The organism is Cutibacterium sp. LaCa_255, from assembly GCF_057458005.1.
Window position 1 is genome coordinate 2,045,831 of record NZ_CP190956.1, and the last position, 24,844, is coordinate 2,070,674.

The following is a 24,844-nucleotide window of genomic DNA, read 5'->3' on the forward strand; positions in this document are numbered from 1 at the left end:
CGTGGGAAAACTCCCGAGGCCGTGCTCACAGCTTCTCGAGCGGAGCGAACTTCAGCGCCAATCTCTTGAGACCAGCCGACCCGAAATCGACGTCAGCCTTGGCGTTCTCACCTTGACCAGAAGTGGCTTTGACGGTGCCGAGTCCGAAGGTGGAGTGCAGCACCTTGTCCCCCACGGACAGCGAGAGGGACTTGCTCCTGGGCGCATTCGCGGGTCCCCGTCCGGACCCGAAGGCAGGGGTGCCGTCATTCAAGGATCCGCGTGCCGAGTGTGAGCGACCACTCGCGGAGGTCGACCATCCCACCGAGACCTGGCCGAGCCTCTCCCACTCGATGAGGCGCTCGGGAATCTCGTCGACGAATCGGCTCGGCGGGTTGTACTGGGCCTGCCCCCACATCGTCCGCACCGCGGCCCGGGACAGGAACAACCGTTTGCGAGCACGGGTGATGCCCACATAGGCCAGCCGTCTCTCCTCCGCCAGTTCGGTGGCGTCTGCCAGCGACCTCATGTGGGGAAAGACGCCGTCCTCGAATCCAGTGATGAAGACGGTGTCGAACTCCAAGCCCTTGGCGGTGTGCAGGGTCATCAGGGTGACGACCCCGTCGGAACCGGTCGGTAACTGGTCCGAATCGGCGACCAGGGCGATCTGTTCAAGGAAGGCCGGCAGGGAGTCGTCGGCCGACAACTCGAGGTCCTCGACGTCGCCTTCCTCTGCGGCATCGATGTCGATGGCGTGGACCCTGGCCACGAATTCCTGGGCCACCGAGACCAGCTCGACGAGGTTCTCCAGCCGCGTCTCGTCCTGGGGGTCCTTGGAGTTCTCGAGCTCGGCGATGTAGCCGGATTCCTTGAGGATGGAGCTGGCGATCTCATCAGCTCGCCTGCCCTGCTCGACCATCGCGATGTGGTCCTCCATCAGGCTGACGAAGGTTCGGATCTGGTTGACCGATCTCGTTGCCAGTCCATTGATCTCGTCGATCCGCCTGAGGGCCTCCCAGAAGCTGATCCGTCGAGCAGTGGCGAACATCTCGACGGCGGCCTCGGCCCGCGCACCAATGCCGCGGCGTGGAGTGTTGAGGATGCGTCGCAGCGAGACGTCGTCGGAGGGGTTGGCGATGGCGCGCAGGTAACTCACCGCGTCACGAACCTCCTTGCGCTCGTAGAACTTCACGCCTCCGACGACCCGGTACGGCAGACCGGTACGAATGAAGACATCCTCAAAAGCTCGCGACTGGGCGTTGGTGCGGTAGAACACCGCGACCTGTCCGTAACTGGTGCGCCCCTCGTCCACGAGCTCGTCGGTGCGTCGCGCCACCCAGGCCGCTTCGTCATGTTCGGTATCAGCGACATATCCGACGATCTTGTCGCCGTCACCCTGATCGGTCCACAGATTCTTGGCCGGACGGTTTGGGTTGACCTTGATGAGATTGTTCGCGGCAGTGAGGATCGTCTGCGTGGAACGGTAATTCTGTTCCAACAGGATCGTCCGAGCGCCGGGGAAATCCTTCTCGAAATCAAGGATGTTACGAATCGTCGCGCCACGGAAGGCGTAAATCGACTGGTCCGAGTCACCCACGACCATGAGTTCGGGCGAATCGACGCTGCGCGCTCCGTCAGCCAATGGCACCGGATCATCCCCGCACAGCTCCCGGATGAACTGATATTGAGCAGTGTTGGTGTCCTGGTACTCATCGACGAGGACGTGGCAGAAACGGCGGCGGTACTGCTCACGCACGTCCGGGAACCGCCTCAACAGGGTGACGGTGCACATGATGAGGTCGTCGAAGTCCAGGGCGTTCGCAGCACGAAGGCGACGCTGGTACTCGACATAGACCTCAGCATTCGTTCGATCGTTTCCGCTACTGGCATTCTCGAGAGCCTGATCGGGAGTGATAAGCTCGTTCTTCTGGTTCGAGATCCAGTTCATGATCGCCCGTGGCTGGAACTTCTTCGGGTCCAGATTCTGATCGCGGGTCACCAGGGTGATGAGTCGTTTCGCGTCGGTGTCGTCATAAATGGAGAAATTGCGCGAGATGTCCAGACGATCAATGTCGGTCCGCAGCATTCTCACCGCAGCGGAATGGAAGGTCGACACCCACATCGGCTTGGCCCGGTTGCCCACCAGATCGACGACGCGCGCCTTCATCTCAGCCGCAGCCTTGTTGGTGAAGGTGATGGCCAGAATGGAACCGGGATGGACACCGCGCTCCCCCACTAGGTGCGCGATACGACGGGTCAGGACACGGGTCTTGCCCGAACCAGCACCGGCCACCACGAGGACCGGGGCCCCCGCATGCAGGACGGCCTCACGCTGGGGCGGGTTGAGGTCGGCCAGCAGGTCGACGGAAGAGACTCCTGCCGTAGTCATCGCGGCATGCGTCGGCAAGACCCCCGGTTCGACCGGGTGGCGCCTCTCATTGGTCGACTCGAAGAACGAAAACAGATCCGGTGTCGTCATGGCGGCTCACAGCCTACCGGTCCGTCAGGGCCCTCCACAGGGCGCTGATCCCCATGACTCACTGGTGTTCATCCAGTGAAACAGACGCTCACGCATTGACAGCATCGGATGAATGGCCGTAAGTTCAAGGAAAGCTCGACCCGATCAGGGTCGCCACCAGAATTCAGGAGCACTGCTATGACTGCGGCCTTCAGCCACACCGTCGACGCCGACCTTCGCGCGGCCTCGATGATGATGTGCCGCTCGTGCTACCTGCGAATGCTCGGCACCTGCTGACGGCGGACTGGTTCCGCCGGCAGGACTTCCGGCCCCTCTCTCCCACTGGTTCATGCTAGTGGTCGGTCTATGCCCACATCTGCACACTCATGCAGACCGACGTGCCATACCCGATCGCATCTTCACCCGAATCCACCCAAGACATATCCAGGAGACCAACTCATGAGCGCATCCACCCCCTCGGCGTCGACCCCTGAGGCTCTTCCCGAAAAGCCCGGTGGCCACCACACTGGCCTCATCGTCGGCATCATCATCGTCGTGCTGGCGATCATCGCCGGCATCATCTTCGCGGTGAACAAGAACAAGGGTGACGACTCAGCAGCTGGCGGCACGACGACCGTCAAGATCGGCACCACCGAGGCCGCCAACGACTACTGGAAGGTCCTCAAGAAGAAGGCCTCCGCCGAGGGCATCAACATCGAGGTCGTCAACTTCAACGATTACACCCAGCCCAACGTCGCCCTTTCCCAGGGGCAGGTCGACCTCAACGTCTTCCAGCACCTGCTCTTCCTGGCTGACTACAACGTCAAGAACCACGACAACCTCACCGCGATCTCCGCGACCTACGTCGTCCCGTTGAACATCTACTCCAAGAAGTACCAGCAGGTCTCCCAGCTTCCTGCCGGGGTCACCGTTGCCATTCCGAACGACGCCACCAATCAGGGACGTGCCCTTCTCGTGCTGCAGAAGGCCGGACTGCTCAAGCTACGCAACGGCGGGTCTGCCCTGTCGACCCCTGCCGACGTCATTGCCAACCAGTCCAAGGTGAAGGTTAAGGCCATTGACGCCGCCCAGACGGCTGCCTCCCTCGACGGTGTCGATGCCGCGGTCATCAACAACAACTTCGCCGCCGACGCCGGCCTGGATCTCAACAAGGTTCTCTACAAGGACAACGCCACCGGCAAGTCGGCCGACCCCTACGTCAACATCATTGCTGCCAAGGCCGCTGACAAGAACAACGAGACCTACAAGAAGGTCGCCAAGCTGTGGTCGGACCCCGAGGTTCAGAAGTCGATCGTCAAGCAGTCCGGCGGCACTGCCAAGGTCGTTTCTGATCGTTCCCAGGCCGATCTCGACAAGATCTTGGGCGATCTGACCACCGAAATCAAGAAGTCGAATTCCTGATCCCTATCCGATTTCCCAGCGAGGCTCCCCATGGCAACAGATGTCGCGCCTGCTTCGGCGCCGCAGTGTCCTGATCACATCGTCTTCGAACACGTCACCAAGGACTTCCAGACCCGTATCGGGCCGGTGCGAGCCTTGGACGACGTGAGCCTGGCGATCAAGAGAGGTTCCATCTCAGCGGTCATCGGACATTCCGGCGCTGGAAAATCCACCCTGGTGCGCCTCATCAACGGGTTGGAATCCCCGACGAGCGGGCAGGTACTGGTTGACGGCACCGACGTCTCCCAGCTCTCCGACAAGGCGATGCGCCCGCTGCGAACCGACATCGGGATGATCTTCCAGCAGTTCAACCTGTTCGGGTCCCGGACTATCTACGACAACGTCGCCTACCCACTCAAGCTGGCTCGCTGGAAGAAGGCCCAGGAGAAGGAGCGCGTCACCGAGCTGCTGAGCTTCGTCGGGCTGACGAGCAAGGCATGGGATCATCCCAACCAGCTCTCCGGCGGACAGATGCAGCGAGTCGGAATCGCCAGGGCGCTGGCCACCAAGCCGTCGATCCTGTTGGCTGACGAATCCACCTCCGCCCTCGACCCGGAGACGACGGCTGACGTCCTCTCCCTACTCAAGCGGGTCAACGAGGTTCTCGGGGTGACGGTTGTCGTCATCACCCACGAGATGGAGGTCGTCCGTTCCATCGCTCAGCAGGTCTCGGTGCTGGAAGCTGGACACCTCGTCGAGACCGGGAGCGCCCGGCAGGTCTTCGCCCATCCACAGTCCGAGACCACCCAGCGCTTCCTGTCGACGATCATCGGTCAGCATCCCAGTGGGGAGGAAGAGGCCCGGCTGCGCTCGGAGAACCCTGGCACTCGCCTGGTCGACGTCAGCTCGGTGTCCAGTGACGCCTTCGGGGACGCGCTGGCTCGTATCGGCCAGACGGGGGCTTCCTTCCGGATCGTCCATGGTGGAGTCATCGAGGTCCACGGCGGCTCGCTGGGCAATTACACCGTGGCCTTGTCGGGCCCCGACGAGGCCGTCGAGAAGGCTGCCCGGATCCTGACCGACGCCTCCGACACGGCTGCCGCCACCACGACCACCAGTCAGGAGGACCACTGATGAGTGATTACCTGCGTCCGATATATCTGCAGTCCATCTGGGAAACCCTCTTCATGGCCCTGATCACCCTGGTGATCGGCGGTGTCTGTGGACTGGTGCTGGGCATCCTGCTCTACGCCACCCGTCGCGGTGGGCTGCTCGCCAACAAGGTCGTCCACACCATTCTCAACGTCATCGTCAACATCATCCGGCCGATTCCGTTCATCATCTTCATGACGGCGATCGCTCCACTGACACTCAAGGTCGTCGGAACGACGATCGGCGTTCGTGCCGCCACCTTCCCACTGTGCATCGCGGCCACCTTCGCGATCTCCCGAATCGTCGAGCAGAACCTCGTCACCGTCGAGCCCGGTGTCATCGAGGCTGCGCGCGCCATGGGCGCCGGTCCGTGGCGGATCCTCTTCGACGTCGTGGCCCGTGAGGCCCTGGGCCCGCTGATTCTCGGATACACCTACATCCTCATCGCGATCGTCGACATGACGGCCATCGCCGGTGCTCTGGGCGGTGGCGGTCTGGGGCAGTTCGCCATCACTTACGGTTATCAGCGGTACGACTGGACGGTGACGGCCGTTGCCGTCGTGACGATCATCATCGTCGTCCAGCTGGCCCAGTTCCTGGGCAACTGGTTGGCGCGACGGGCACTGCGCCGGTGATCAACCAGTCGTCATGACACAACGTTTCCAGGCCCTCGACGCCGACTGCCTCGCAGCCGGTGTTCGGGGGCCCGGTACCCTGAGCACATGACCCGGGCCCCTCGCCAGAAAACCACCCTTCGCCGCGTCCTGCACTGGGTAGCAGGCGGAACGGTTGCCGCCCAGATGGCCACGATGGCAGGGCTCGTCGTCTTCAACGGCGTCAGGAGACGGGGTCGCCGTCCCTACCGCTTCCCCACCGCCTCGGTGGAATCCCTCGAGGTGGGCGATCACCAGGTCGAGATCTTCACCTTCGGACGTGACCTCTACGCTGCGATGATCGCCGACATCGAGGCGGCTCAGCACACCATTTATCTCGAAACCTTCATCTGGAAGAACGACGAGGTCGGTCGACAGTTCCGCCAGGCCCTCGTCGACGCCGTTGCCCGAGGCGTCGAGGTCTATGCGATGTGGGACACCTTCGCCAACCTCGTCGTCGATCCGCGCTTCTTCCGCGAGCTGCACGGCGTCCATGTGCGCGCCCAACCGCTCGTGACCCCGTCGTGGATGCCAACCATCCGCAACATGGGACGCGACCACCGCAAGCTCCTCGTCGTCGATTCCGGCGTCGCCTACATCGGTGGGTACAACATCGGGTCCCTCTACGCGGATCGGTGGCGTGACACCCACGCCCGTATCACCGGCCCGGCTGTCGGGGAATTGGAGAACACCTTCGTCGACATGTGGAACCAGCGACCCAAAGGGGCGTTGGTCTCGCGACGCAATCAGCCGGTGTTGCCCTCCCCTGGGGTGCGCTACTGGGACACCCCCTTCGCGGTACACCGCAACTCCCCGCGGATGGCCGTCTATCCCATTCGGAACATGTACCTCGAGGCCATTGACCGTGCCAGTGAGCGGATCTGGATGACCCAGGGTTATCTCATTCCGGACGATGACGTCGTCGCTGCCCTTCACCAGGCGACCTCTCGCGGGGTCGACGTGCGTATCGTCATTCCCGCCGAGTCGAATCACGTCATCGCTGACTGGCTGAGCCGTGGCTACTACGACCGGCTCCTTCATCAGGGAGTACGGCTCTTCCTCTACCAGGGAGCCATGGTGCATGCCAAGACCTGCACCATTGACGGCATCTGGTCGACGATCGGCACGGCCAACCTCGACAGGTTGTCCCTCCAGGGCAACTATGAGGTCAACATCGCCATCACCGATCCCACTGTCGCCGAGCGGATGGCTGAAATATTCGAGATCGACATGGCGAACTGCGTGGAGCTCACCCTCGACGAATGGCAGTCGCGATCCAACGTCGCAAAATTCACCGAGGCGCTGTTGTCCCCATGGCGACCATTTTTCTGAGATTCCGTCGCCAGCGTAAAAAATGACGTATTACCTAGCCAGGCAACTGTTGTCGCTGGTAACAATACGCACTTTTGGTTAAGTACTCGGCTACGATCCGTGATCGTTACTGGACGTTTTGACCCATCGTCAACGACACTGGACGCATGGGATTCTTTGCATGGATTGTTCTCGGACTCATCGCCGGCGCCATCGCCAAGGCCATCATGCCGGGCAAGCAGGGCGGCGGCATCCTCGTCACCCTCCTTCTCGGCGTCGTCGGCGCGGTTCTTGGTGGCTGGCTCGGCTCCCTCATCTTCAACAAGCCCCTTGGCGACTTCTGGAACCTCTGGACCTGGCTCATCTCAATCGTCGGTGCCCTCATCGTCCTGTGGATCTGGGGTGTCATCACCAAGAAGAAGAGCCAGTGACCTACTGATCTCTCGCCCCTCTCCAGCGAGGCCCCGTCCAAGGACGGGGCCTCGCTGCATGTATGGGCACCTCCGGGACACCCCGCGCTCATTGATGTCTCCGTGCGCCTCACAGACACGTGGCACGATGGATGTAAGCCACTAGTCAGGAGGACCGACCTATGGCCACCAAGATCACCCGGCCCGAGGAGGGCCGCATCGTCGGCGGCGTCTGCCAAGGCATTGCCAACGCCTTCGATCTGGACCCGACCATTGTCCGCATCGTCGCAGCGGTCTTGATTCTCGCTGCCGGCTCGGGACCACTCATCTACCTCGTGTTGTGGGTGATCATCCCGGACGAGCGCAGCGGCGCGAGCATGGCTGGTGATGCCGCCCGAAAGGCACGGGACAAGCAGGAATCGCGTCACTCAGAAAATACCTGGAACTTCAATCAGACGACAGCTCCCCATCGTCCCGACGAGACCTTCAACCCGTACAAGGAGGACTGACCTTCAGCTACATGACAGGGCCCGCACCGATCGATCGGTACGGGCCCTGTCATGTCCTGGAGCCGTCTCACTCCCACTCAATGGTGGCCGGCGGCTTCGAGGTGATGTCGAGAACCACCCGGTTGATCTGCGGGCAGGCGTTGGTGATCCGGGTGGAGATCTTCTCCAGCACGTCATAGGGAATGCGGGCCCAATCAGCGGTCATAGCGTCCTCACTGGTCACCGGGCGCAGCACAATCGGCGAGCCGTAGGTACGTCCGTCACCCTGCACACCCACCGAGTGGACGTCACCGAGCAGCACCACCGGACACTGCCAGACCTTGCGATCCAGACCAGCCGCGCTCATCTCCTCGCGGGTGATGGCATCGGCAGTACGCAGCACCTCAAGGCGCTCCTTGGTCACCTCGCCGATGACGCGAATACCCAGGCCCGGGCCTGGGAAGGGCTGGCGCCACACGATGTCCTCGGGCAGGCCCAGCTCCAGGCCGACGGCTCGCACCTCATCCTTGAAGAGGGTGCGCAGCGGCTCGACGAGGCTGAACTGCAGATCGTCGGGAAGGCCTCCGACGTTGTGGTGGCTCTTGATGTTGGCGGCTCCCTCGCCACCGCCGGACTCGACGACGTCGGGGTAAAGGGTCCCCTGCACCAGGAAGTCGATCGTCTGATCGGCGTTGAGCCGTTTGGCGACGTCCTCGAAGGTGCGAATGAACTCGCGACCAATGATCTTGCGCTTGGCCTCGGGATCGGTGACTCCGGCCAGGGCGTCCAGGAAACGCTGGGACTCGTCTGCCACCACGAGGTCAGCGCCAGTGGCCTCGACGAAGTCGTGCTTGACCTGCTCGGCCTCTCCCTGACGCAGCAGACCGTGATCGACGAAGACGCAGGTGAGCTGGTCGCCGACGGCACGCTGCACCAGAGCGGCCGCGACCGCGGAGTCAACGCCGCCAGACAGTGCACAGATGACACGACGGTCACCGACCTGTCCGCGGATCTGAGCGATCTGGTCTCCGACGATCGAGCTGGCATTCCAGTCCGGACGGCATCCGGCGATGTCGAAGAGGAAGTGCTCCAGAACCGTCTGCCCGGATTCGGAATGCTGTACCTCCGGGTGCCACTGCACACCGACGAGCTTGCGCTCCACGTTCTCGAAGGCGGCCACCGGGGCACCTGCAGTACGAGCGAGGGTCGAGAACCCCTCCGGAGCACGGGAGACGGAGTCACCGTGACTCATCCACACGCTGATGGTGTGAGGGATACGGGAGAGCAGTTGACCTGGGGAGGTGATGCACAGGCTGGTACGTCCGTATTCAGAGGCTCCGGTGTGGGCGACCTGACCACCGAGGGCCTGAGCCATGGCCTGGAAGCCGTAACAGATGCCCATCACCGGCACACCGGCGTTGAACAGGGCCGGGTCGACGCTCGGGGCCCCATCCGCGTAGACCGAGGCCGGGCCTCCGGAAAGGATGATCGCGGCAGGTTCCTTGGCGAGCATCTCGCGGACTGGCATGTTGTGCGGGACGATCTCGGAGTAAACGTTCACCTCGCGCACCCGGCGGGCAATGAGCTGGGCGTACTGCGCCCCGAAGTCGACCACCAGAACGACGTCGTGGAGTTGTTCCATGAGGCCGAGTCTATGGCCCAGCGCCCCCTGTCGCGCCACTCGACCGGTCCCCGACTGCGCGAACATCCACCCGATGGGCGTCGGAATGCCGTCAGATGACCACGAAGTGGAACTCCGCCCGCCCTTTCCGTTGGTCGACAGGTCTGGGCTCGATATGGTTCATTCACCGGTACCACTCACTGCAGCAGAACTGAGGCTGGCCATGACGAATGAGACGACGGAACTCCTCCGGACCCTCAAGCGATGGAAGGAACGCGCCATGGAGGACCTCGACGCCGCCATGCGTGAGGACCCCGCCGCCACGTCGAAACTCATGGTCGCCATCGCATACCAGGGCGTCCATGCCATCTGGGCACACCGTCTCGCCCATGCCATCTGGGTGAAGTATCCGGCGCTGCGCCCACTGGCTCGTCTGCTGTCCCAGCTCTCCCGCAATCTCACCGGAATCGAGATCCATCCAGGAGCGACGATCGGGCGTCGGTTCTTCATTGACCACGGCATGGGGGTGGTCATCGGGGAGACGGCGGTCGTGGGTGACGACGTGCTGATGTACCACCAGGTCACCCTCGGCGGACGCGCGCGCGGACACTTCAAGCGTCACCCCACGATTGGCAATCGTGTCCTCATCGGCGCCGGTGCCAAGATCATTGGTGACATCACCGTCGGTGACGACTGCAAGATCGGCGCCAACGCGCTGGTCATCAAGGACGTCGCCCCCGGAACGGTCGTCGTCGGTATCCCGTCGACGGTTCACCAGGGCGACGTCATCGCCTGACCCATCAGTTGCCGAATGCCTCCGAGGTGGACGCATCCGCTTCGGGGGCGCTCGCAGGGTCGTCCTGGGACTCGTCTGCAATGGCCTCGTGGTGACGCACCACCTCGGCAACGATGAAGGTGATGACCTTCTGGGCGAACTCGGGATCGAGGTTCGACTCGATGGCGAGCTGACGCAACCGTGCGATCTGTTCGGCCTCACGGGCCGGATCTGCCGGCGGCAGTCCGCGCTCGGCCTTGAGGCGGCCCACCTCGCGGGTGATCCGGAACCTCTCGGCGAGCAGATGGATGAGGGCGGCGTCCATGTTGTCAATCGCGCCGCGCAACACGACCAATTCTTCGGGCACTTCGCTCATGCCCGAAGGTTAGCCAGCCATCCCGTTCGCCGGGACGGTGTCCTGATTGATGGGACGGTCAGCGAATCGTCAGCTCGATGCGCTGGAACTCCTTGACCTCCGAATAGCCGGTGGTGGCCATGGCCTGACGCAGCCCACCGACGAGGTTCATGGTGCCGTCCGGGACGCGCGAAGGCCCGCTGAGCACCTCCGCGAGAGTACCCACGGGCTCGAAGTGCACCCGAGAACCACGCGGCAGGTCAGCGTGCCATGCCTCGGCACCCCAGTGCCATCCTCTGCCAGGGGCCTCGGCGGCCCGGGCCAGTGGGGATCCGACCATGACTGCGTCAGCACCACAAGCGATGGCCTTGGCGATGTCCCCGGAATGTCCCACCGAGCCATCGGCGATGACGTGGACGTAGCGTCCCCCCGACTCGTCCATGTAGTCGCGACGGGCCTCGGCGACGTCAGCGATCGCCGACGCCATCGACACCTCGATGCCAAGGACCTGGCGGGTGGTGTGGGCCGCTCCCCCACCGAAGCCGACGAGCACGCCAGCCGCGCCGGTCCGCATGAGGTGCAGGGCCGTCTGGTAGGTCGCGCATCCACCGACGATGACCGGGACGTCGAGCTCGTAGATGAACTTGCGCAGGTCGAGGACGTCGTCCCCACTACCGACATGCTCGGCCGACACCGTCGTGCCACGGATGACGAAGAAATCAGCCCCGGTGTTGACGACAGTCTCGGAGAACCGAGACGCATTCTTCGGCGACAAGGACCCGGCTACCGGCACTCCGGCGGCCCGAATCTCGGTCATCCTGGCGGTGATGAGCTCGGCCTTGATCGGCTCGGAGTAGATCTCCTGCATACGGCGGGTGGTGGCGACGTCGTCACTCAGCCCGGCCAGCTCCTCGAGGTACGGCGTGGGGTCCTCGTAACGGGTCCACAATCCCTCGAGGTTGAGCACACCGAGGCCACCCAGACGCCCGAACTCGATGGCCGTCGCCGGGCTCATCACCGAGTCCATCGGGGCGGCCATGATCGGGAAGTCGAAGGTGAGAGCGTCGATGCGCCACTCCAAGTTCACCATCTCGGTGCCGCGGGTGCGCCGGGAAGGGATGAGAGCGATGTCATCCAGGCTGTACGCCCGGGTGGCACGCTTGCTGCGTCCGATGTCGTACATGATTCCTTTCCTGCCGGATTCTCCGGCTCGCCCGTCAGTGGGCGGAGTAGTTGGGGGCCTCGACCGTCATCTGAATGTCATGCGGATGAGACTCCCGCAGACCGGCCGAGGTGATGCGCACGAAACGACCACGCTCGTGCAGCTGGCCAATGGTGCGGGCGCCGGTGTAGAACATCGACTGACGCAGACCGCCAACCAGCTGGTAGGCCACCGCCCCCAGTGGGCCACGGTAGGCAACCTGACCCTCAATGCCCTCCGGGATGATCTTGTCATTCGTGGTGACGTCACCCTGGAAGTAGCGGTCCTTGGAATAGGACAGCTTCTCGCCACGCGCTGACATGGCACCCATCGATCCCATGCCACGGTAGGTCTTGAACTGCTTGCCGTTGATGAAGGCGAGCTCACCCGGGGACTCCTCGCAACCGGCCAGCAGGGATCCGAGCATGACGGAATCGGCACCGGCGACCATGGCCTTGGCGATGTCGCCGGAGTATTGCAGGCCACCGTCTCCGATGACCGGCACGCCGTACTGGCGAGCAGCGCGGGACGCCTCGAAGATGGCAGTCACCTGGGGGACGCCGACACCGGCAACCACACGAGTGGTGCAGATCGAGCCCGGCCCGATGCCGACCTTGATGCCGTCGGCTCCGGCCTCGCAGAGCGCCTTGGCAGCCTCGTAGGTGGCGATGTTGCCGCCGACGACGTCTACCCCCTTGGCGGCAGGCTCGGCCTTGAGCTTGGCGATCATGTCGAGAACGCCCTGGGTGTGGCCGTGAGCGGTGTCGACGATGATGAGGTCGACACCCTCCTCCACCAGTGCCATGGCGCGTTCCCACGAGTTGCCGAAGAAACCGATGGCAGCACCCACGCGCAGACGCCCCTGAGGATCCTTGGTGGCGTTGGGGTACTTGTCGGCCTTGACGAAGTCCTTGAGGGTGAACAGGCCGCGCAGCTTGCCGTCGGCGTCGATCAACGGCAGCTTTTCGATCTTGTGCGCGGCCAGCAGGGAAAGGGCGTCGGACGGACTGGTGCCCACCGGAGCCGTGACCAGCGGGGCCGGGGTCATGACCTCGCGGATGAGGCGCCGCGGGTTCTCCTCGAAGCGCATGTCGCGGTTGGTGATGATGCCGACGAGGTTCTCCTCCTCGTCGACGACCGGAACACCGGAGATGCGGTAAGTGTGGCAGAGCTCCTCGGCATCAGCCAGGGTGGCGTCCGGGGAGATGGTGATGGGTTCGTCGACCATGCCGGCCTCCGAGCGCTTCACCTGATCGACCATCGCGGCCTGGTCCTCGATGGACAGGTTGCGGTGCAGGATGCCGAGGCCACCCTCACGGGCCATCGCCACTGCCATCCGAGTCTCCGTGACGGTGTCCATCGCTGCGCTGACAAGCGGGATTGCGATGTCGATGTTGCGGGAAACCTTGGTCGTCGTGTCGACCTGGGAGGGGATGACGTTGCTCTCAACAGGCTGGAGCAGGACGTCGTCAAAAGTGAGGGCCAGTGGTGCCAGCTCCTCAATCGTGGTCGGGCGGGAGTCCGAGGTCATGAGCCACCTTTCGCCGGGATAAACGTCATCCTATCGCCGCGGGCGTCGAGGTCGCCCAGCCGATCGCCCCGAGCTGGCCGGGAACGCTGGTCGCCGTCAGGTCGTGGCCGTCACGAAAGCCCACGCCGTCGGGACCCGCCGGACAATGAGACATCCGACGATGACCAGCGGCAGGCACACGTAAGGCGACCAGTACCACTGCAGATGGGCCAGGATACTGACGGCCACCACTCCGACGATGACGATGTCGCGGTGGGTGCGACGCAATGGAATCGAGGCGACCAGGGCCAGCGGCCCGATGAGGTACCAGGGTTGCAGGGAGGCCCCGAAGACAGCGAAGGCGATCATGACGCCGGCCTGCAGTCGCAGCGGACTGCCCAGCTGTCCGATGGAGTCGTCCATGCGTCGCAAGGATGGGACAGGGCCCCATCGGGCCCAGCACCACACCATCGCGACCAGGGTGAGGACCAGGCTGACGATGATGGCCGGGCCGACCAGCTCGTCCAGCGGGATCCGACCACTTCCCCGCAGGATCTGAACCACCAGGGCGATCGGTGAGTCGCTCGTCACGGAGACAGGACTGCCTGCCGTCGGGTTGAGCCATCCCAGCCCCAGACCATGGACGGCGGAGATCCCGCCGAATACCGCCAGGGCCGGAATGGCTCCAGCAGCGGTGCGGGCGAGGAGGGCCGACCAGCAATTCCGGTTCGTCCAGCGGTGGCCGCCATGACGCACCGCGTGGACGTGGGCCAGGGTGACGACGCCCACCCCGGCCAGCACGCCCGGCTGCTTGACGGTGCCGGCCAGACCGACGATCGCCCCACCAGCAACGAGTCCCAACCATCCACGTCCGGACAAGATCAGGTGGATCGCCACGATCAGCGCCGCAAGGGACAGGCCGACCTGGAGCCCGTCATTGTGCATGCCGCCGATGATGCTCAGGGTCGTCAAGGGGCAGCATGCCCCCAGCCAGAGGGCATGATCGGGGTCGGCACCGGCATACCGCGCCAGCTGCGGCATCGTCCAGAACATCAGAGCGATGCCGATGATGGCCGGCACGCGCATCAGCAGCACCGACCACAACGGATCGGCGTGAGCGATCGTCACCATCGCTGCCTGGATCCACAGCGATCCCGGCGGATACACCGCTGTCGTACCCCCCCACGGAGTGCCGACGGCCTGACCAAGCACGCCTGCCAAACCCTGGGGAACCACGTAGGGGTCCAGACCCTGAGCCAGGACCCACCCCTGAGCAGCATAGGCCCAACCATCCCGACTGAGCAGCGGCGGACCGAACAACAGCGGTAGCGACCACGTGACGAGGGCGAGGAGGCGAGTGCCGACAAGTTTCCGGGAACGCAACCACGCGATGATCATGGCGCTCAAGCCGACGACACTGCTGGCAACCACGGCCACCCCGACGGGACGCACCTGCTCCGGCATTCCGGCATGGGGAGAACCCCATCCCCACACCACCATCATGACGGAGCCGACGAATCCCATCACGAGCACCTCGACGAGGCGGCGTCGATCGGGATGGGAATGGGCCAGCGCAGGCTGACGATCATGGAAGTGGGTCGTCGTGGTCATCAGCATTCAGCGTAGGGGAACCACACAGCCAGACGACGAGAGAAGACACGGTGTCGAGCGTTTTGGGCCAATTGTCACCCCAACCCGCTAAGGTGTATGAGGCGGTTGTGCTCCGCCACAGGTGCGGCCCTGCCCCCCCTGATACCGGAGTGTGGTGTGGTCGTGCCCACCGGGTCTCTGGCCCCTGTGCGTGTTGAGATCGGTCGGGAAAAGACCGGTACCGCATTGCGGTGTCGCCGGGCTCGGTGTCCAACGTCGTCAACGGATAGGACCGTTCGTGCCACCTGGCATCATGTCATCGCCCGTTTCCGCAATTCTCGAGGCCCCGATTCCAGCTCCGCTGAGCTTGGACCAGGCCATCGACAAATTCTTCTCCCCCATCGCCACCACCATTTCTGACGCGGTGTTCTGGGCCATCCCATTGCCCGGAGGCAATGAATTCCCGCTCATCCTCGCGTGGCTGTTGGCAGCTGGAGTCTTCTTCACGATCTACCTGGGCTTCCAGCAATTGCGCCCAGCCTCAATTCGCCATTCCAGCCATGTGGTGCGAGGACACTTCTCCCGTCACACCGATCCTGGTGACGTCACCAGCTTCCAAGCTCTCGCCACCGAGTTGTCGGGCACCGTCGGCCTGGGAAACATCGCCGGTGTCGCCATCGCCATCGCAACTGGCGGCCCAGGCGCATCTTTCTGGATCGTTGTTGCCGGTCTGGTCGGCATGAGTGTCAAGATGTCCGAGGCGACCCTCGGTGTGAAGTTCCGCGTCGTCAATGAGGACGGAACCACCTCCGGCGGTCCGATGTATTACCTCCGGGATGGCCTGGCCTCGATCGACAAGCCCAAGCTCGGTCGCGTCCTCGCCACCCTGTTCGCCGTCTGCACCACCTTCGGCGTCATCGGCGCGGGCAACATGTTCCAGTCCAACCAGGCCGCCTACCAGCTGGCGATGTTCGCCGGTGGCAAGGACTCCTGGATCGGCACCCACATGTGGGTTGTCGGACTGGTGTTCGCGATCCTCGTCGGCATCGTCATCGTCGGCGGTGCCTCCAAGATTGGCGCTGCCACCTCCAAGATCGTCCCCTTCATGGGCATCCTCTACGTCATCATGTGTCTGGCCGTGATCGGCGCGAACATCACCGAAGTTGGTGACGCCTTTAAGGCCATCTGGTCGGGCGCCTTCACTGGCCATGGCATCGCCGGAGGCGTCCTCGGCGTGCTCATCGTCGGCGTTCAGCGTGCTGCCTTCTCGAACGCAGCCGGTGTCGGTACCGCGGGCATCGCCCACTCTGCCGTGAAGACTCGTCACCCGGCACAGGAGGGCTTCGTCGCTATGTGGGAGCCGTTCATCGACTCCGTCGTCATCTGCACCATGACGGCCATCACCATCATCATCACCGGTGTCTACAAGGATCACGACGCCGATGGTGTTCAGATGACCGCCCACGCTCTCGAGACGGTTGCCCCGTGGTTCAGCTCCCTGCTGACCCTGGCTGTCGTCCTCTTCGCCTTCTCGACGATGCTGTCGTACTCCTTCTACGGCAAGAAGGCTGTTGGCTTCCTGTTCGGGAACTCGGCCACCGCCGAGCGCATCTACAACGGCATCTTCCTGCTCCTGCTGGTTGTCGGTGCGGCCACGAACATGGCCTCGATCCTCGCTCTGGCCGACGCCATGCTCTTCCTCATGGCTGTTCCGAACGTGATCGGCATGTACTTCCTCGCTCGGGTCGTGGCTCGCGAGATCAAGGGTCATCGGGAGCGTGTGGACGCCGGCGTCATTCCTCAGGTACCTGAGGATGCCCAGGCCGGCATGATCGTCGCCAACGAGGCCACTCCTGAGCAGCTCGAGACTGCTGACGAGGAGTACGCCCTGCGTGCGGCAGCCATGGACGCTCGTAGTGAGGAGCTCGATCTGGGACACACGGCCCCAGACACCGAGCGTGACTACCTGGATCATCTGCCCGAAGACCATGAGTTGTTCAACACCATGGACCGTGACGGCAAGCCGCTCAAGGACTGACGCCATCGCGTCGTGAGTGCACGGGGCCCGGGGAATGCTCCCCGGGCGCATCACGAAGACCGACCGGTCACCGGCACGGACGTATAGCAACGGGCCCCGGAACCAAACGGTTCCGGGGCCCGCAGTGATCAGCGAGGATCAGTGACTCACTTGTCGTCGTCTTCTTCCTCCGGCTTGTCCACCACGAGGGTCTCGGTGGTGAGCAGCAAAGCGGCGATGGAGGCGGCGTTGGCCAGCGCGGAGCGGGTCACCTTGACAGGGTCGATGACACCGTCGGCGATGAGGTCCACGTACTGACCAGTCTTGCCGTTGTAGCCGTGTCCGGGCTCCATCTCGGCAACCTTGGAGACGATGACATAGCCAGGCTCGCCACCGTTCTCGGCAATCCAGCGCAGCGGCTCGCGAACGGCCTTGGCGACGATCTGGACACCGGCCTTCTCGTCACCCTCGAGGTGAAGGTTCCCGTCAAGCACGTGCGCGGCATGGATGAGGGCGGAGCCACCACCGGCGACGATGCCCTCCTCGATCGCTGCACGAGTCGCGGAGACAGCATCCTCGATGCGGTGCTTCTTCTCGTTGAGCTCGACCTCGGTGGCCGCACCCACGCGAATGACACACACACCGCCGGCGAGCTTGGCAATACGCTCCTGGAGCTTCTCGCGGTCCCATTCGGAGTCGGAGTTGTCGTACTCAGCACGCAGCTGGGCGACGCGTCCCTCGACGTCGGCCTTGGAGCCGGCGCCGTCGACGATGGTGGTGTTGTCCTTGGTGACGACAACCTTCTTGGCGCGACCCAGAACCTCGAGGCCCACCTGGTCGAGCTTGAGCCCGACCTCGGGAGCGACGACCTGACCACCGGTGAGGGTGGCGATGTCCTGCAGCATGGCCTTGCGGCGGTCACCGAAGGCCGGAGCCTTGACGGCCACCGAGTTGAAGGTGCCGCGGATCTTGTTGACGACGAGGGTGCTCAGGGCCTCCCCGTCGACGTCCTCGGCCACGATGAACAGGTTACCGTGGGCGGCGATGACCTTCTCCAACAGCGGGAGCAGGTCGTTCATCGACGAGATCTTGCCGGAGTGGACGAGGATGTAAGGATCCTCGATCACGGCCTCCATGCGGTCCTGGTCGGTGACCATGTAGGGCGACAGGTAGCCCTTGTCGAACTGCATGCCCTCGGTGAAGTCGAGCTCGGTGCCGAAGGTCTGGGACTCGTCGACGGTGATGACGCCGTCCTTGCCAACCTTGTCGAAAGCCTCGGCGATGAGCTCACCGATCTTCTCGTCACGGCTGGAGATAGTGGCGACACTGGCCATGTCCGAGGTGGTGTCGATGGCGCGCGAGATAGAGCGAAGCTCCTCCACGACGGCGTCGACGGCCTTCTCGATACCGTGCTTGAGACCGACCGGGTTGCCCCCGGAGGCCACGGCGCGCAGTCCCTCGTGAACGAGGGCCTGGGCGAGCACGGTGGCGGTGGTGGTTCCATCACCGGCCACGTCGTTGGTCTTGGTGGCGACCTCCTTGGCGAGCTGGGCGCCGAGGTTCTCGTAAGGATCGGTGAGATCGACCTCCTTGGCGACGGTCACGCCGTCGTTGGTGATGGTCGGGGCTCCCCACTTCTTGTCGAGAACGACGTAGCGCCCCTTGGGGCCGAGGGTCACCTTGACGGTGTTAGCGAGGGTGTCGACGCCGCGCTCGAGGGAGCGACGGGCCTCCTCGTCGAACTGAAGCTGCTTGGCTGCCATGTATCAGCGCCTCACTTCTCGACGACGGCGAGGATGTCGCGAGCGTTGAGGAGCAGGTACTCCTGGCCATCGTACTTGACGTCGGTGCCGCCGTACTTGGAGAAGATGACGACGTCACCCTCCTTGACATCCATGGGAACGCGGGTGCCCTTGTCGTCGACGCGACCGGGGCCAGCGGAGATGACCTTGCCCTCCTGGGGCTTCTCCTTGGCGGTGTCCGGGATGACGAGTCCGGAAGCGGTGGTCTGCTCGGCCTCGAGAGGCTGGACGAGGACGCGGTCCTCGAGCGGCTTGATCGTGGTTGCCACGTCAAGACCCCTTTCTACTGAAGACGGATTGTGTCATTGTCTCTCGCCAGGGGTTGCGAGCCCCGAGCGCGACGAACCATCGGCGTCGCGGGTGCTTCAGGTCCGTTGGCACACTCACCACGAGAGTGCCAACCACGAAAGTACACCCGTGGTTGGCACTCAGGCAACGGGAGTGCCAGAAACGGCCTTCCAAATATCGGCACCAATCAGTTGGATCCGTGGTTCTTCCAGAAGTCATCAGGGTTTGAGAGCGGCTGCTGATCAGGCTGAGGAGCCCCGGTCACATTCCCCGGGACATGTCCCCATGGCTGACCTAGCTGACTCTGGCTCGGGTTCTGGTAGGGCGACTGTTGTGCCTGAGGATTGCCCCGGTCGGGTTGACTGCCCCACTGCGGGGTCTGGCTGTTCCACTGCTGAGGCTGTTGCCCCTGCGGCTGCCCCGGATACTGCATCGCCCACGGGGCATCACCGTTCTCCGGCTCGCTCGCCTTCGGACCCTTCTTCTTGAGCACGACAGCCACGACGATCCCGATGATCGCCAAGGCCGCCACCGCGACGACGATCCAGACCCACGCCGGCACACCATCGTTGCGCTCACCAGTGGCGCTGAGCCCCTCGCTCGAGAACACGTCCTTGGGATCGGTCCAGGTGACGGTGTTCCCGTCGACCTTGCTCGATCCCGAGTGGCTCAACACCTTGCCGGGGAAGATGATGGAGACCTTGAAGTCGCTGAGCATGCTCGCATCGAGGGACTCGGTGGAACCACCTGCGTCATTGAAATAACCCGCATTCATCTTGAAGGTCACCTTGTCTTTGTCGAAGGTGATCTTGCTGCCGTCATCCTTCTTGTTGTACTCGGCTGCCGTGATGTCGCCCGAATAGGTGCAACCGATGTACTGATCATCCTCGAACTTTTCACCCTTCGCGCTCGAGGCCCCGCCGCCCATGCCCTTGACGTCACTGCAGTTGGAGAACTGGGAGGTGAGATCCTCCCCCGACATGTCGGCCATCGACTTGGAGATACCAACCGTGGCCTTGACGTGAATGTGATCCTCGTCCTTGATCTCCATTGCCGTGTCGAATTTGACGCACCCGGCGAGCAGCAACAGGGGTGCAAGAAGCAAGACCAGACAGCGTCTCATATGGCGCGAAACACTCAGCATGCCCACATGGAATCACAGGCATGGGGCCTGACGGTAGGCCCACATGTGCAAACCAATGAAACGGAGCCCTGGAAGCCATATGGTTCCAGGCCTCGTACGAGCTCGCGGTCAGTGTGCGTTTGGGCCAGGCTCAACGCCAGGAGCATGGGGTGGCCGACGGCCTCCCTGGGCAGCCTTCCTCTTGTCCACGACCACAGCTGCAATGGCACCACCAATGGCGACGACGACCACCGCGAGAACCACCCATGTCCAGCCGGGGAAGCCACCTCCGCGCTCGCCTGAGGCCTCCAGGCCCGAATACGATTCGAGGTCCTCGATGTCAGTCCAGGTCACGGTCTTGCCGTCGACCTTGCTCGCCCCCGAATGACTGAGGACTTTGCCAGGGAAGGTCACAGAGACCTTGAAATCAAAACCCTTGGCTGAGCCACCCAATTCCGAGGAGCCAAACCCAGAGATGGCGTCCTGCAGATCAGAACCATCAAGACGGAACCGGACCTTGTCGTCATCAAAGGCGATGAAGATAGGGCCGTCGCCCGCAAAACCCTTCGAAGGTGTGGTCGACGGTTTCGCACTACTCGAGGATGAGGATGCTTGGCCCGTCAGCTCAGCGACCGTCATCGTGCCGGTCACCGTGCAGCCCAAATACTTGTCGTCGTCAAAGGGTTTGACCGTCATCTTGTCGGCAGCGTTCTCATCCAACTCATATGATTTCTTGAGTTCCGAGCAATCGCGAAGCTCTTTCGTGACCTCCTCGGCCTCACTTCCCGTGAACTCGTCGAGGACCGACTTGAGAACTCCGACGGTCAAGGTTGCATCAACATGGTTTTCGTCCTCGATGACGAAACCAGCGTTGAACTTTCCGCACCCCGACAGCAGGAGGAGCGGAGTCAACAGCAGTGCAGTGAGGTATCTTGCCGAGTGCCGAGTGGCCACCATGAGCACATGACATCACAGATAGGTCGATTCTGGATACGGCTGGAGGATCAGCGCATTCGATCACACACCAAAACCTTGGCGTTTTTCCTTGTCGGAGTGCAGATGAGAGTGATGGAACGTGGCCCAGAGGGCTTGAGCTTTCGTCGCCACGCGACGGGATCGACGTCAACACCACGCTTCTTGATCTCGAGGGTTCCGACGCGGTGATCACGCACCCAGGAACGCAGCGTCTTGACGTCGAGAGGGAGCACCTCCTTGACGGCAAACCACGTCAGCCACGGAGAATTCACCGGGGCATCTGCAGTGAGGTAGGCGATGCCGTCAGACACCGTGTGCAGCGAGTCGTCAATCGCCGAGAGACTGCCTGCCCGAATGGCTGCCGGGTGAGGTTCAGCCACGAAGGGGCCCAGATCACCAACGTCCGGATCAGGTAGTGCACCGGGCAGCTCACGGGTCGTCTCGGGGCTGACGAGAATGGCACGATCCCCTGACCAGCGGTCGCCAAACCCGGACCACAACGTCGCCTCAACCAGATCCCCACGATGACCCACGTAGGTGACGGGCAGGTCCGGCAGTTGGGAGCGATCGACGCCTGGTCCAAGCTTGACGACGGTCGGCGTCGACGTGATCACTTTCTCAACGAAGGACCATGGCGGCTGCACGTCCTCCAGGCGCCAGGTCCGCCCTCGACCAGTGCGTCGAGCAGGGTCGAGCATGACGACCGTGGAGTCTGACGCATCCTTGAGCAGGTCATCAACGACCTCTGCGGCATCGGCGCACAGCACGTTGACTCCGGGCAGATTGTGACGGGCCAGTTCAGCGGTCGCCGGGTCGATCTCGACGGCCGTCACCCTCAACCCGGCATCGAGGCAAGCCCGGGAGTCTGCACCACATGCGCAACCCAGGTCCACGACGTCCGTGAAACCTGCCGAGACCAGGCATTTTGCACGCCACAGGGAGACGTCGCCACGGGTGGCCTGCTCGAGTCCGTCACGGGTCCACAACATGTCTGCACCGACCGGACCAACCTTGCTGACGGCTCGACGTCTCAGGCTGATTTGGTCGAGGGCTGCGGCGGCGAGATCGGCATCCATGTGACGACGCAATCTGGTCGCGGCGGACAGCGAATCTGGATCAGACTCGGCGTCGGCGAGGTCGAGGGCGTCGATCCCTTCATCGCTGGCCAGACGGCGTGCCACGGTGAGATCCACGGTGCCACCATAGAGGTACTTTCGAACCGTTTGGGTACAGTCTTCGGTCGAGACATCGCTTTGCACTGTTTCCCGCACGAGGAGTAACTAATACCGTCGTGGCCATCACCACTTACGAGAACCGATCGAGATTCACCCAGCGCCTGCAATCCTGGGGGTCCAGGAACGTGACCCCTGAGGACGATCTTTCGCGCCGTTCTGCAGGGTGGTACGTCCATCACTTCATCGGTTCAGCCTTCCAGCTCGGAGCCATGGCGACGACCTACTATGCGTCGCGCACGGAACCCCTCAACATGGATGCCCACACCAATGTCAGCTGGGCGCTGCTCTTTATTGCGATCATCGTGATTCCCGGCTTGTTGACCTTTGTGGAATCTTTCGTTGAACCGGACGGTTCTGGGCAGGACGTCGTCGCTGGGGTCACCATCATGCTGGCTCTCGGCGGGATTATCACGATGGGGGTCCTCGCGGATACCCCAATCGTGACGACACCGGTACCGTTCTCGATCCTGTTGCCGGTAAGCCTCGCGCTCACAGCCATTGCCCCATGCAGCCTGCCAGGGAGCAACCCTCGAGCAGACAGTATGTTTACGGAAACTCACTACGGAGCGTGGAGTTCTCGCTGGGTGGCTCCGGTGGTTTGCCTCATTCTGTGGATCGTCAGGCTAGCCAGCTGACCAAGATAACGCCCGCAATTGACGGATTACGCGGTTACCACTGGACGAACGACGGGGATGCCGTCGTCGCTGAGCACCCGGGCACGGAACCCATAGACGCGCTCCAACACGTCCGGGGTGAGGACTTCCGAGGGTGATCCTTCGGCATGCACCCCGCCCTCGTGTAACAACACCAGGCGGTCACAGTAACAGGCAGCCAGATTCAGGTCGTGGAGGGCGACGATTGCCATCCTGTGCCCGCTGTCAACGGCTCTGCGCACTAGGCGCAACACCTCGATCTGATTGTGCAGATCTAATGCAGAGGTGGGCTCGTCGAGCAGCAAGACCTGAGGATCTCGAACTACCATCTGCGCCAACGCCACCAATTGCCGTTGTCCGCCAGACAGCTGGGAAATGAAGCGGTGGGCGATATGGGCAATACCGACGCGCTCCAAGACATGAGCAGCACGTTCCACCGTCGCTTTGCTCCTGCTGCGAGCCGAGGTCAGGACCGACTCAAGGACGGTCAGGGATGCGGTGGCAAGCACGTCCTGGGGTAGGTAACCCACGACGTCGCGCAGTTGGGCTCCGCTGACATGGCCATCGTCATCGCTGATGATCACCTCTCCCGAGGTAGGGGTCTTCAGCCCGGCGATCGCCTTGATGAGCGTGGATTTTCCCGCTCCGTTGGGTCCGAGCAGCCCAGTGACCGTCCCCCGCTCCAGCGGACCGAGGCTCACCCCGTCGAGTACGTGACGCTGCCCGTAAGACAAGTGCAGGTTAGACAGGCGGATGTTCACGATGCCCCTCCGAAGATACGATGCCGAGTGAGGATGAGGGAAACGAATACTGGCACCCCCACTAGCGCGGTGATGATCCCAATAGGTATCGCCACCCCAGGGATGATGGTGATCGACAGGGCATGGGCGGTGGCTAGTAGGAAGGCCCCAGTAGCTGCGGAGGCAGGCGCGAAGTATCGCTGCTCCTCGCCAACCAGGATGCGGGCGACATGGGGACCGACCAGACCGACGAATCCGATGACCCCAGCAAAGGCGACGGTAACTGCTGCCAGCAGTGACGCCAGAATAAGGATTCGCGACCTCAGCCGGGGCACATTCACCCCCATGGCGGCAGCACGTTCATCTCCGAGTCTCAACGCGGTCAGCTGCCCCGAATGCCTGATCGTGATGGGAATAGCGATAGCCAGGACGGCGGCGATGATGGCATTCGAAGTCCACGTAGCCCGTTGAAGGGAGCCCATCGTCCAGAAGACGATCTGTTGGAGGGCCTCCGGGGTGGCTCGGTACTGCAAGAGCGCCAGGAGCGCATGGAATCCGAATACCAGGGCGATACCAAGCAGGATCATGGACTCCCGGCCATCTTCACGGCGGCGTGAGACAGCGGCAACAATGGCAACCGCAACAAGGGATGCCACTGCTGCGCAGACCGCCACGTTGAATTGGGAATTGGGAATGATCGTCCACCCCAAGACGATAGAGGCGGCCGCCCCAAAAGCCGCTGCTGCAGAGATCCCTAACGTGAAAGGTTCTGCCAGCGGGTTGTCCAGGATGGTCTGCATGTGCGCGCCTGCGAGCGAAAGGCACACCCCAATGAGTACCGCCATCACCGACGACGGAATGCGCAATTGCCACAGCACCATTCTGGTCTGAGCATCCACCGTGGAGGGATTGACCAGTGCTCTCAGCAGCTGGGGAAGAGTGATGTCCACGGGGCCAACCACGATGGTGACTAGGAAAGCAGCCACCGCAATGACCGAAAGCAGGACAATGGCCCAGCGCTTCCAACGGGCACGCCGGTAGTATCCCCTCACCACAGCCACCATTCCGGTGGCAGGATCCTCCGGGGCAAGGGACATGTCAGTGTTA

At 63.0% G+C, this 24,844-nt stretch carries 22 protein-coding genes and 1 pseudogene; 9 read left to right on the forward strand and 14 right to left on the reverse strand.

The genetic code is table 11. From position 1 onward, the window contains the following. Nucleotides 1-25: 25 nt before the first annotated feature. Nucleotides 26-2,458 carry a DNA helicase PcrA gene (pcrA, locus tag ACP8ML_RS09280; protein ID WP_462552823.1) on the reverse strand — a complete coding sequence of 811 codons (2,433 nt, stop codon included), beginning with the start codon at nucleotides 2,456-2,458 and terminating at the stop codon, nucleotides 26-28. A 68-nt stretch (nucleotides 2,459-2,526) separates the two neighbouring features. Continuing rightward, a pseudogene (locus ACP8ML_RS09285) lies at nucleotides 2,527-2,757 on the reverse strand (hypothetical protein). 139 nt (nucleotides 2,758-2,896) lie between these two features. On the opposite strand from ACP8ML_RS09285, the gene ACP8ML_RS09290 reads away from it, so the two are divergent. From ACP8ML_RS09290 to ACP8ML_RS09315, 6 genes are all read left to right on the forward strand, one after another. Beyond that, the gene (locus ACP8ML_RS09290; RefSeq protein ID WP_117189643.1) at nucleotides 2,897-3,859 is read left to right on the forward strand and encodes a MetQ/NlpA family ABC transporter substrate-binding protein; all 963 of its coding nucleotides are present in this window, start codon (nucleotides 2,897-2,899) and stop codon (nucleotides 3,857-3,859) included. Nucleotides 3,860-3,889: 30 nt separating this feature from the next. Further along, on the forward strand, nucleotides 3,890-4,972 hold the full coding sequence (locus tag ACP8ML_RS09295; protein ID WP_065673833.1) for a methionine ABC transporter ATP-binding protein: 1,083 nt from the start codon (nucleotides 3,890-3,892) through the stop codon (nucleotides 4,970-4,972). After that, nucleotides 4,972-5,625: a methionine ABC transporter permease gene (locus tag ACP8ML_RS09300; protein ID WP_065673834.1), complete on the forward strand. Its 654-nt coding sequence runs from the start codon at nucleotides 4,972-4,974 to the stop codon at nucleotides 5,623-5,625. Before ACP8ML_RS09295 ends, ACP8ML_RS09300 begins: the two co-directional genes overlap by 1 nt. 87 nt (nucleotides 5,626-5,712) lie before the next feature. After that, complete coding sequence (locus ACP8ML_RS09305) at nucleotides 5,713-6,975, forward strand: phospholipase D-like domain-containing protein (protein WP_065673835.1); 1,263 nt, start codon at nucleotides 5,713-5,715, stop codon at nucleotides 6,973-6,975. A 146-nt stretch (nucleotides 6,976-7,121) separates the two neighbouring features. Continuing rightward, nucleotides 7,122-7,385, forward strand: a complete 264-nt coding sequence (locus tag ACP8ML_RS09310) for a GlsB/YeaQ/YmgE family stress response membrane protein (RefSeq protein WP_004808934.1) — start codon at nucleotides 7,122-7,124, stop codon at nucleotides 7,383-7,385. A 161-nt stretch (nucleotides 7,386-7,546) separates the two neighbouring features. Beyond that, nucleotides 7,547-7,873: a PspC domain-containing protein gene (locus ACP8ML_RS09315; RefSeq protein ID WP_065673836.1), complete on the forward strand. Its 327-nt coding sequence runs from the start codon at nucleotides 7,547-7,549 to the stop codon at nucleotides 7,871-7,873. A 67-nt stretch (nucleotides 7,874-7,940) separates the two neighbouring features. Here ACP8ML_RS09315 and guaA read toward each other — a convergent pair whose 3' ends face one another. Further along, on the reverse strand, nucleotides 7,941-9,494 hold the full coding sequence (guaA, locus tag ACP8ML_RS09320) for a glutamine-hydrolyzing GMP synthase (protein ID WP_065673837.1): 1,554 nt from the start codon (nucleotides 9,492-9,494) through the stop codon (nucleotides 7,941-7,943). A gap of 202 nt (nucleotides 9,495-9,696) precedes the next feature. Between guaA and cysE the strand changes: the two genes are divergently transcribed. Beyond that, on the forward strand, nucleotides 9,697-10,269 hold the full coding sequence (gene cysE / locus ACP8ML_RS09325) for a serine O-acetyltransferase (RefSeq protein ID WP_065673838.1): 573 nt from the start codon (nucleotides 9,697-9,699) through the stop codon (nucleotides 10,267-10,269). Between the two features lie 4 nt (nucleotides 10,270-10,273). Here the strand turns inward: cysE and ACP8ML_RS09330 are convergent, their stop codons facing one another. From ACP8ML_RS09330 to mptB, 4 genes are all read right to left on the reverse strand, one after another. Next, nucleotides 10,274-10,624, reverse strand: coding sequence for a chorismate mutase (locus ACP8ML_RS09330; protein ID WP_065673839.1), 351 nt, complete (start codon nucleotides 10,622-10,624; stop codon nucleotides 10,274-10,276). A gap of 58 nt (nucleotides 10,625-10,682) precedes the next feature. After that, on the reverse strand, nucleotides 10,683-11,786 hold the full coding sequence (locus ACP8ML_RS09335; RefSeq protein WP_023033142.1) for a GuaB3 family IMP dehydrogenase-related protein: 1,104 nt from the start codon (nucleotides 11,784-11,786) through the stop codon (nucleotides 10,683-10,685). 34 nt (nucleotides 11,787-11,820) lie between these two features. After that, nucleotides 11,821-13,335 (reverse strand): IMP dehydrogenase, encoded by a 1,515-nt coding sequence (gene guaB / locus ACP8ML_RS09340; RefSeq protein WP_015582215.1) that lies wholly within the window; start codon nucleotides 13,333-13,335, stop codon nucleotides 11,821-11,823. Nucleotides 13,336-13,431: 96 nt separating this feature from the next. Continuing rightward, entirely contained in the window at nucleotides 13,432-14,931 is a 1,500-nt protein-coding gene (gene mptB / locus ACP8ML_RS09345; protein ID WP_117189642.1) for a polyprenol phosphomannose-dependent alpha 1,6 mannosyltransferase MptB, read from the reverse strand. 286 nt (nucleotides 14,932-15,217) lie between these two features. Here mptB and ACP8ML_RS09350 point away from each other — a divergent pair, with 286 nt between their 5' ends. Then, nucleotides 15,218-16,942, forward strand: a complete 1,725-nt coding sequence (locus ACP8ML_RS09350; protein ID WP_171048655.1) for an alanine/glycine:cation symporter family protein — start codon at nucleotides 15,218-15,220, stop codon at nucleotides 16,940-16,942. Nucleotides 16,943-17,088: 146 nt separating this feature from the next. On the opposite strand, the gene groL is transcribed toward ACP8ML_RS09350, so the two are convergent. The 5 genes from groL to ACP8ML_RS09375 all read right to left on the reverse strand — a co-directional run bounded on the left by groL (nucleotide 17,089) and on the right by ACP8ML_RS09375 (nucleotide 22,302). Continuing rightward, nucleotides 17,089-18,684 carry a chaperonin GroEL gene (groL, locus tag ACP8ML_RS09355; RefSeq protein WP_016666017.1) on the reverse strand — a complete coding sequence of 532 codons (1,596 nt, stop codon included), beginning with the start codon at nucleotides 18,682-18,684 and terminating at the stop codon, nucleotides 17,089-17,091. Nucleotides 18,685-18,695: 11 nt separating this feature from the next. Continuing rightward, nucleotides 18,696-18,992, reverse strand: coding sequence for a co-chaperone GroES (groES, locus tag ACP8ML_RS09360; protein ID WP_065673843.1), 297 nt, complete (start codon nucleotides 18,990-18,992; stop codon nucleotides 18,696-18,698). A gap of 206 nt (nucleotides 18,993-19,198) precedes the next feature. After that, the gene (locus ACP8ML_RS09365; protein ID WP_249361309.1) at nucleotides 19,199-20,161 is read right to left on the reverse strand and encodes an LppM family (lipo)protein; all 963 of its coding nucleotides are present in this window, start codon (nucleotides 20,159-20,161) and stop codon (nucleotides 19,199-19,201) included. A gap of 102 nt (nucleotides 20,162-20,263) precedes the next feature. Beyond that, nucleotides 20,264-21,091: an LppM family (lipo)protein gene (locus tag ACP8ML_RS09370; RefSeq protein ID WP_117189639.1), complete on the reverse strand. Its 828-nt coding sequence runs from the start codon at nucleotides 21,089-21,091 to the stop codon at nucleotides 20,264-20,266. Between the two features lie 47 nt (nucleotides 21,092-21,138). After that, nucleotides 21,139-22,302, reverse strand: a complete 1,164-nt coding sequence (locus ACP8ML_RS09375) for a THUMP-like domain-containing protein (RefSeq protein ID WP_117189638.1) — start codon at nucleotides 22,300-22,302, stop codon at nucleotides 21,139-21,141. 251 nt (nucleotides 22,303-22,553) lie between these two features. Between ACP8ML_RS09375 and ACP8ML_RS09380 the strand changes: the two genes are divergently transcribed. Then, nucleotides 22,554-22,979 carry a hypothetical protein gene (locus ACP8ML_RS09380; protein WP_117189637.1) on the forward strand — a complete coding sequence of 142 codons (426 nt, stop codon included), beginning with the start codon at nucleotides 22,554-22,556 and terminating at the stop codon, nucleotides 22,977-22,979. Between the two features lie 26 nt (nucleotides 22,980-23,005). Here ACP8ML_RS09380 and ACP8ML_RS09385 read toward each other — a convergent pair whose 3' ends face one another. Both ACP8ML_RS09385 and ACP8ML_RS09390 read right to left on the reverse strand, forming a co-directional pair. Further along, the gene (locus ACP8ML_RS09385) at nucleotides 23,006-23,758 is read right to left on the reverse strand and encodes an ABC transporter ATP-binding protein (RefSeq protein WP_002514783.1); all 753 of its coding nucleotides are present in this window, start codon (nucleotides 23,756-23,758) and stop codon (nucleotides 23,006-23,008) included. Further along, nucleotides 23,755-24,834, reverse strand: coding sequence for a FecCD family ABC transporter permease (locus ACP8ML_RS09390; RefSeq protein WP_117189636.1), 1,080 nt, complete (start codon nucleotides 24,832-24,834; stop codon nucleotides 23,755-23,757). The genes ACP8ML_RS09385 and ACP8ML_RS09390 overlap by 4 nt, the downstream gene beginning before the upstream one ends. Nucleotides 24,835-24,844: the final 10 nt, after the last annotated feature.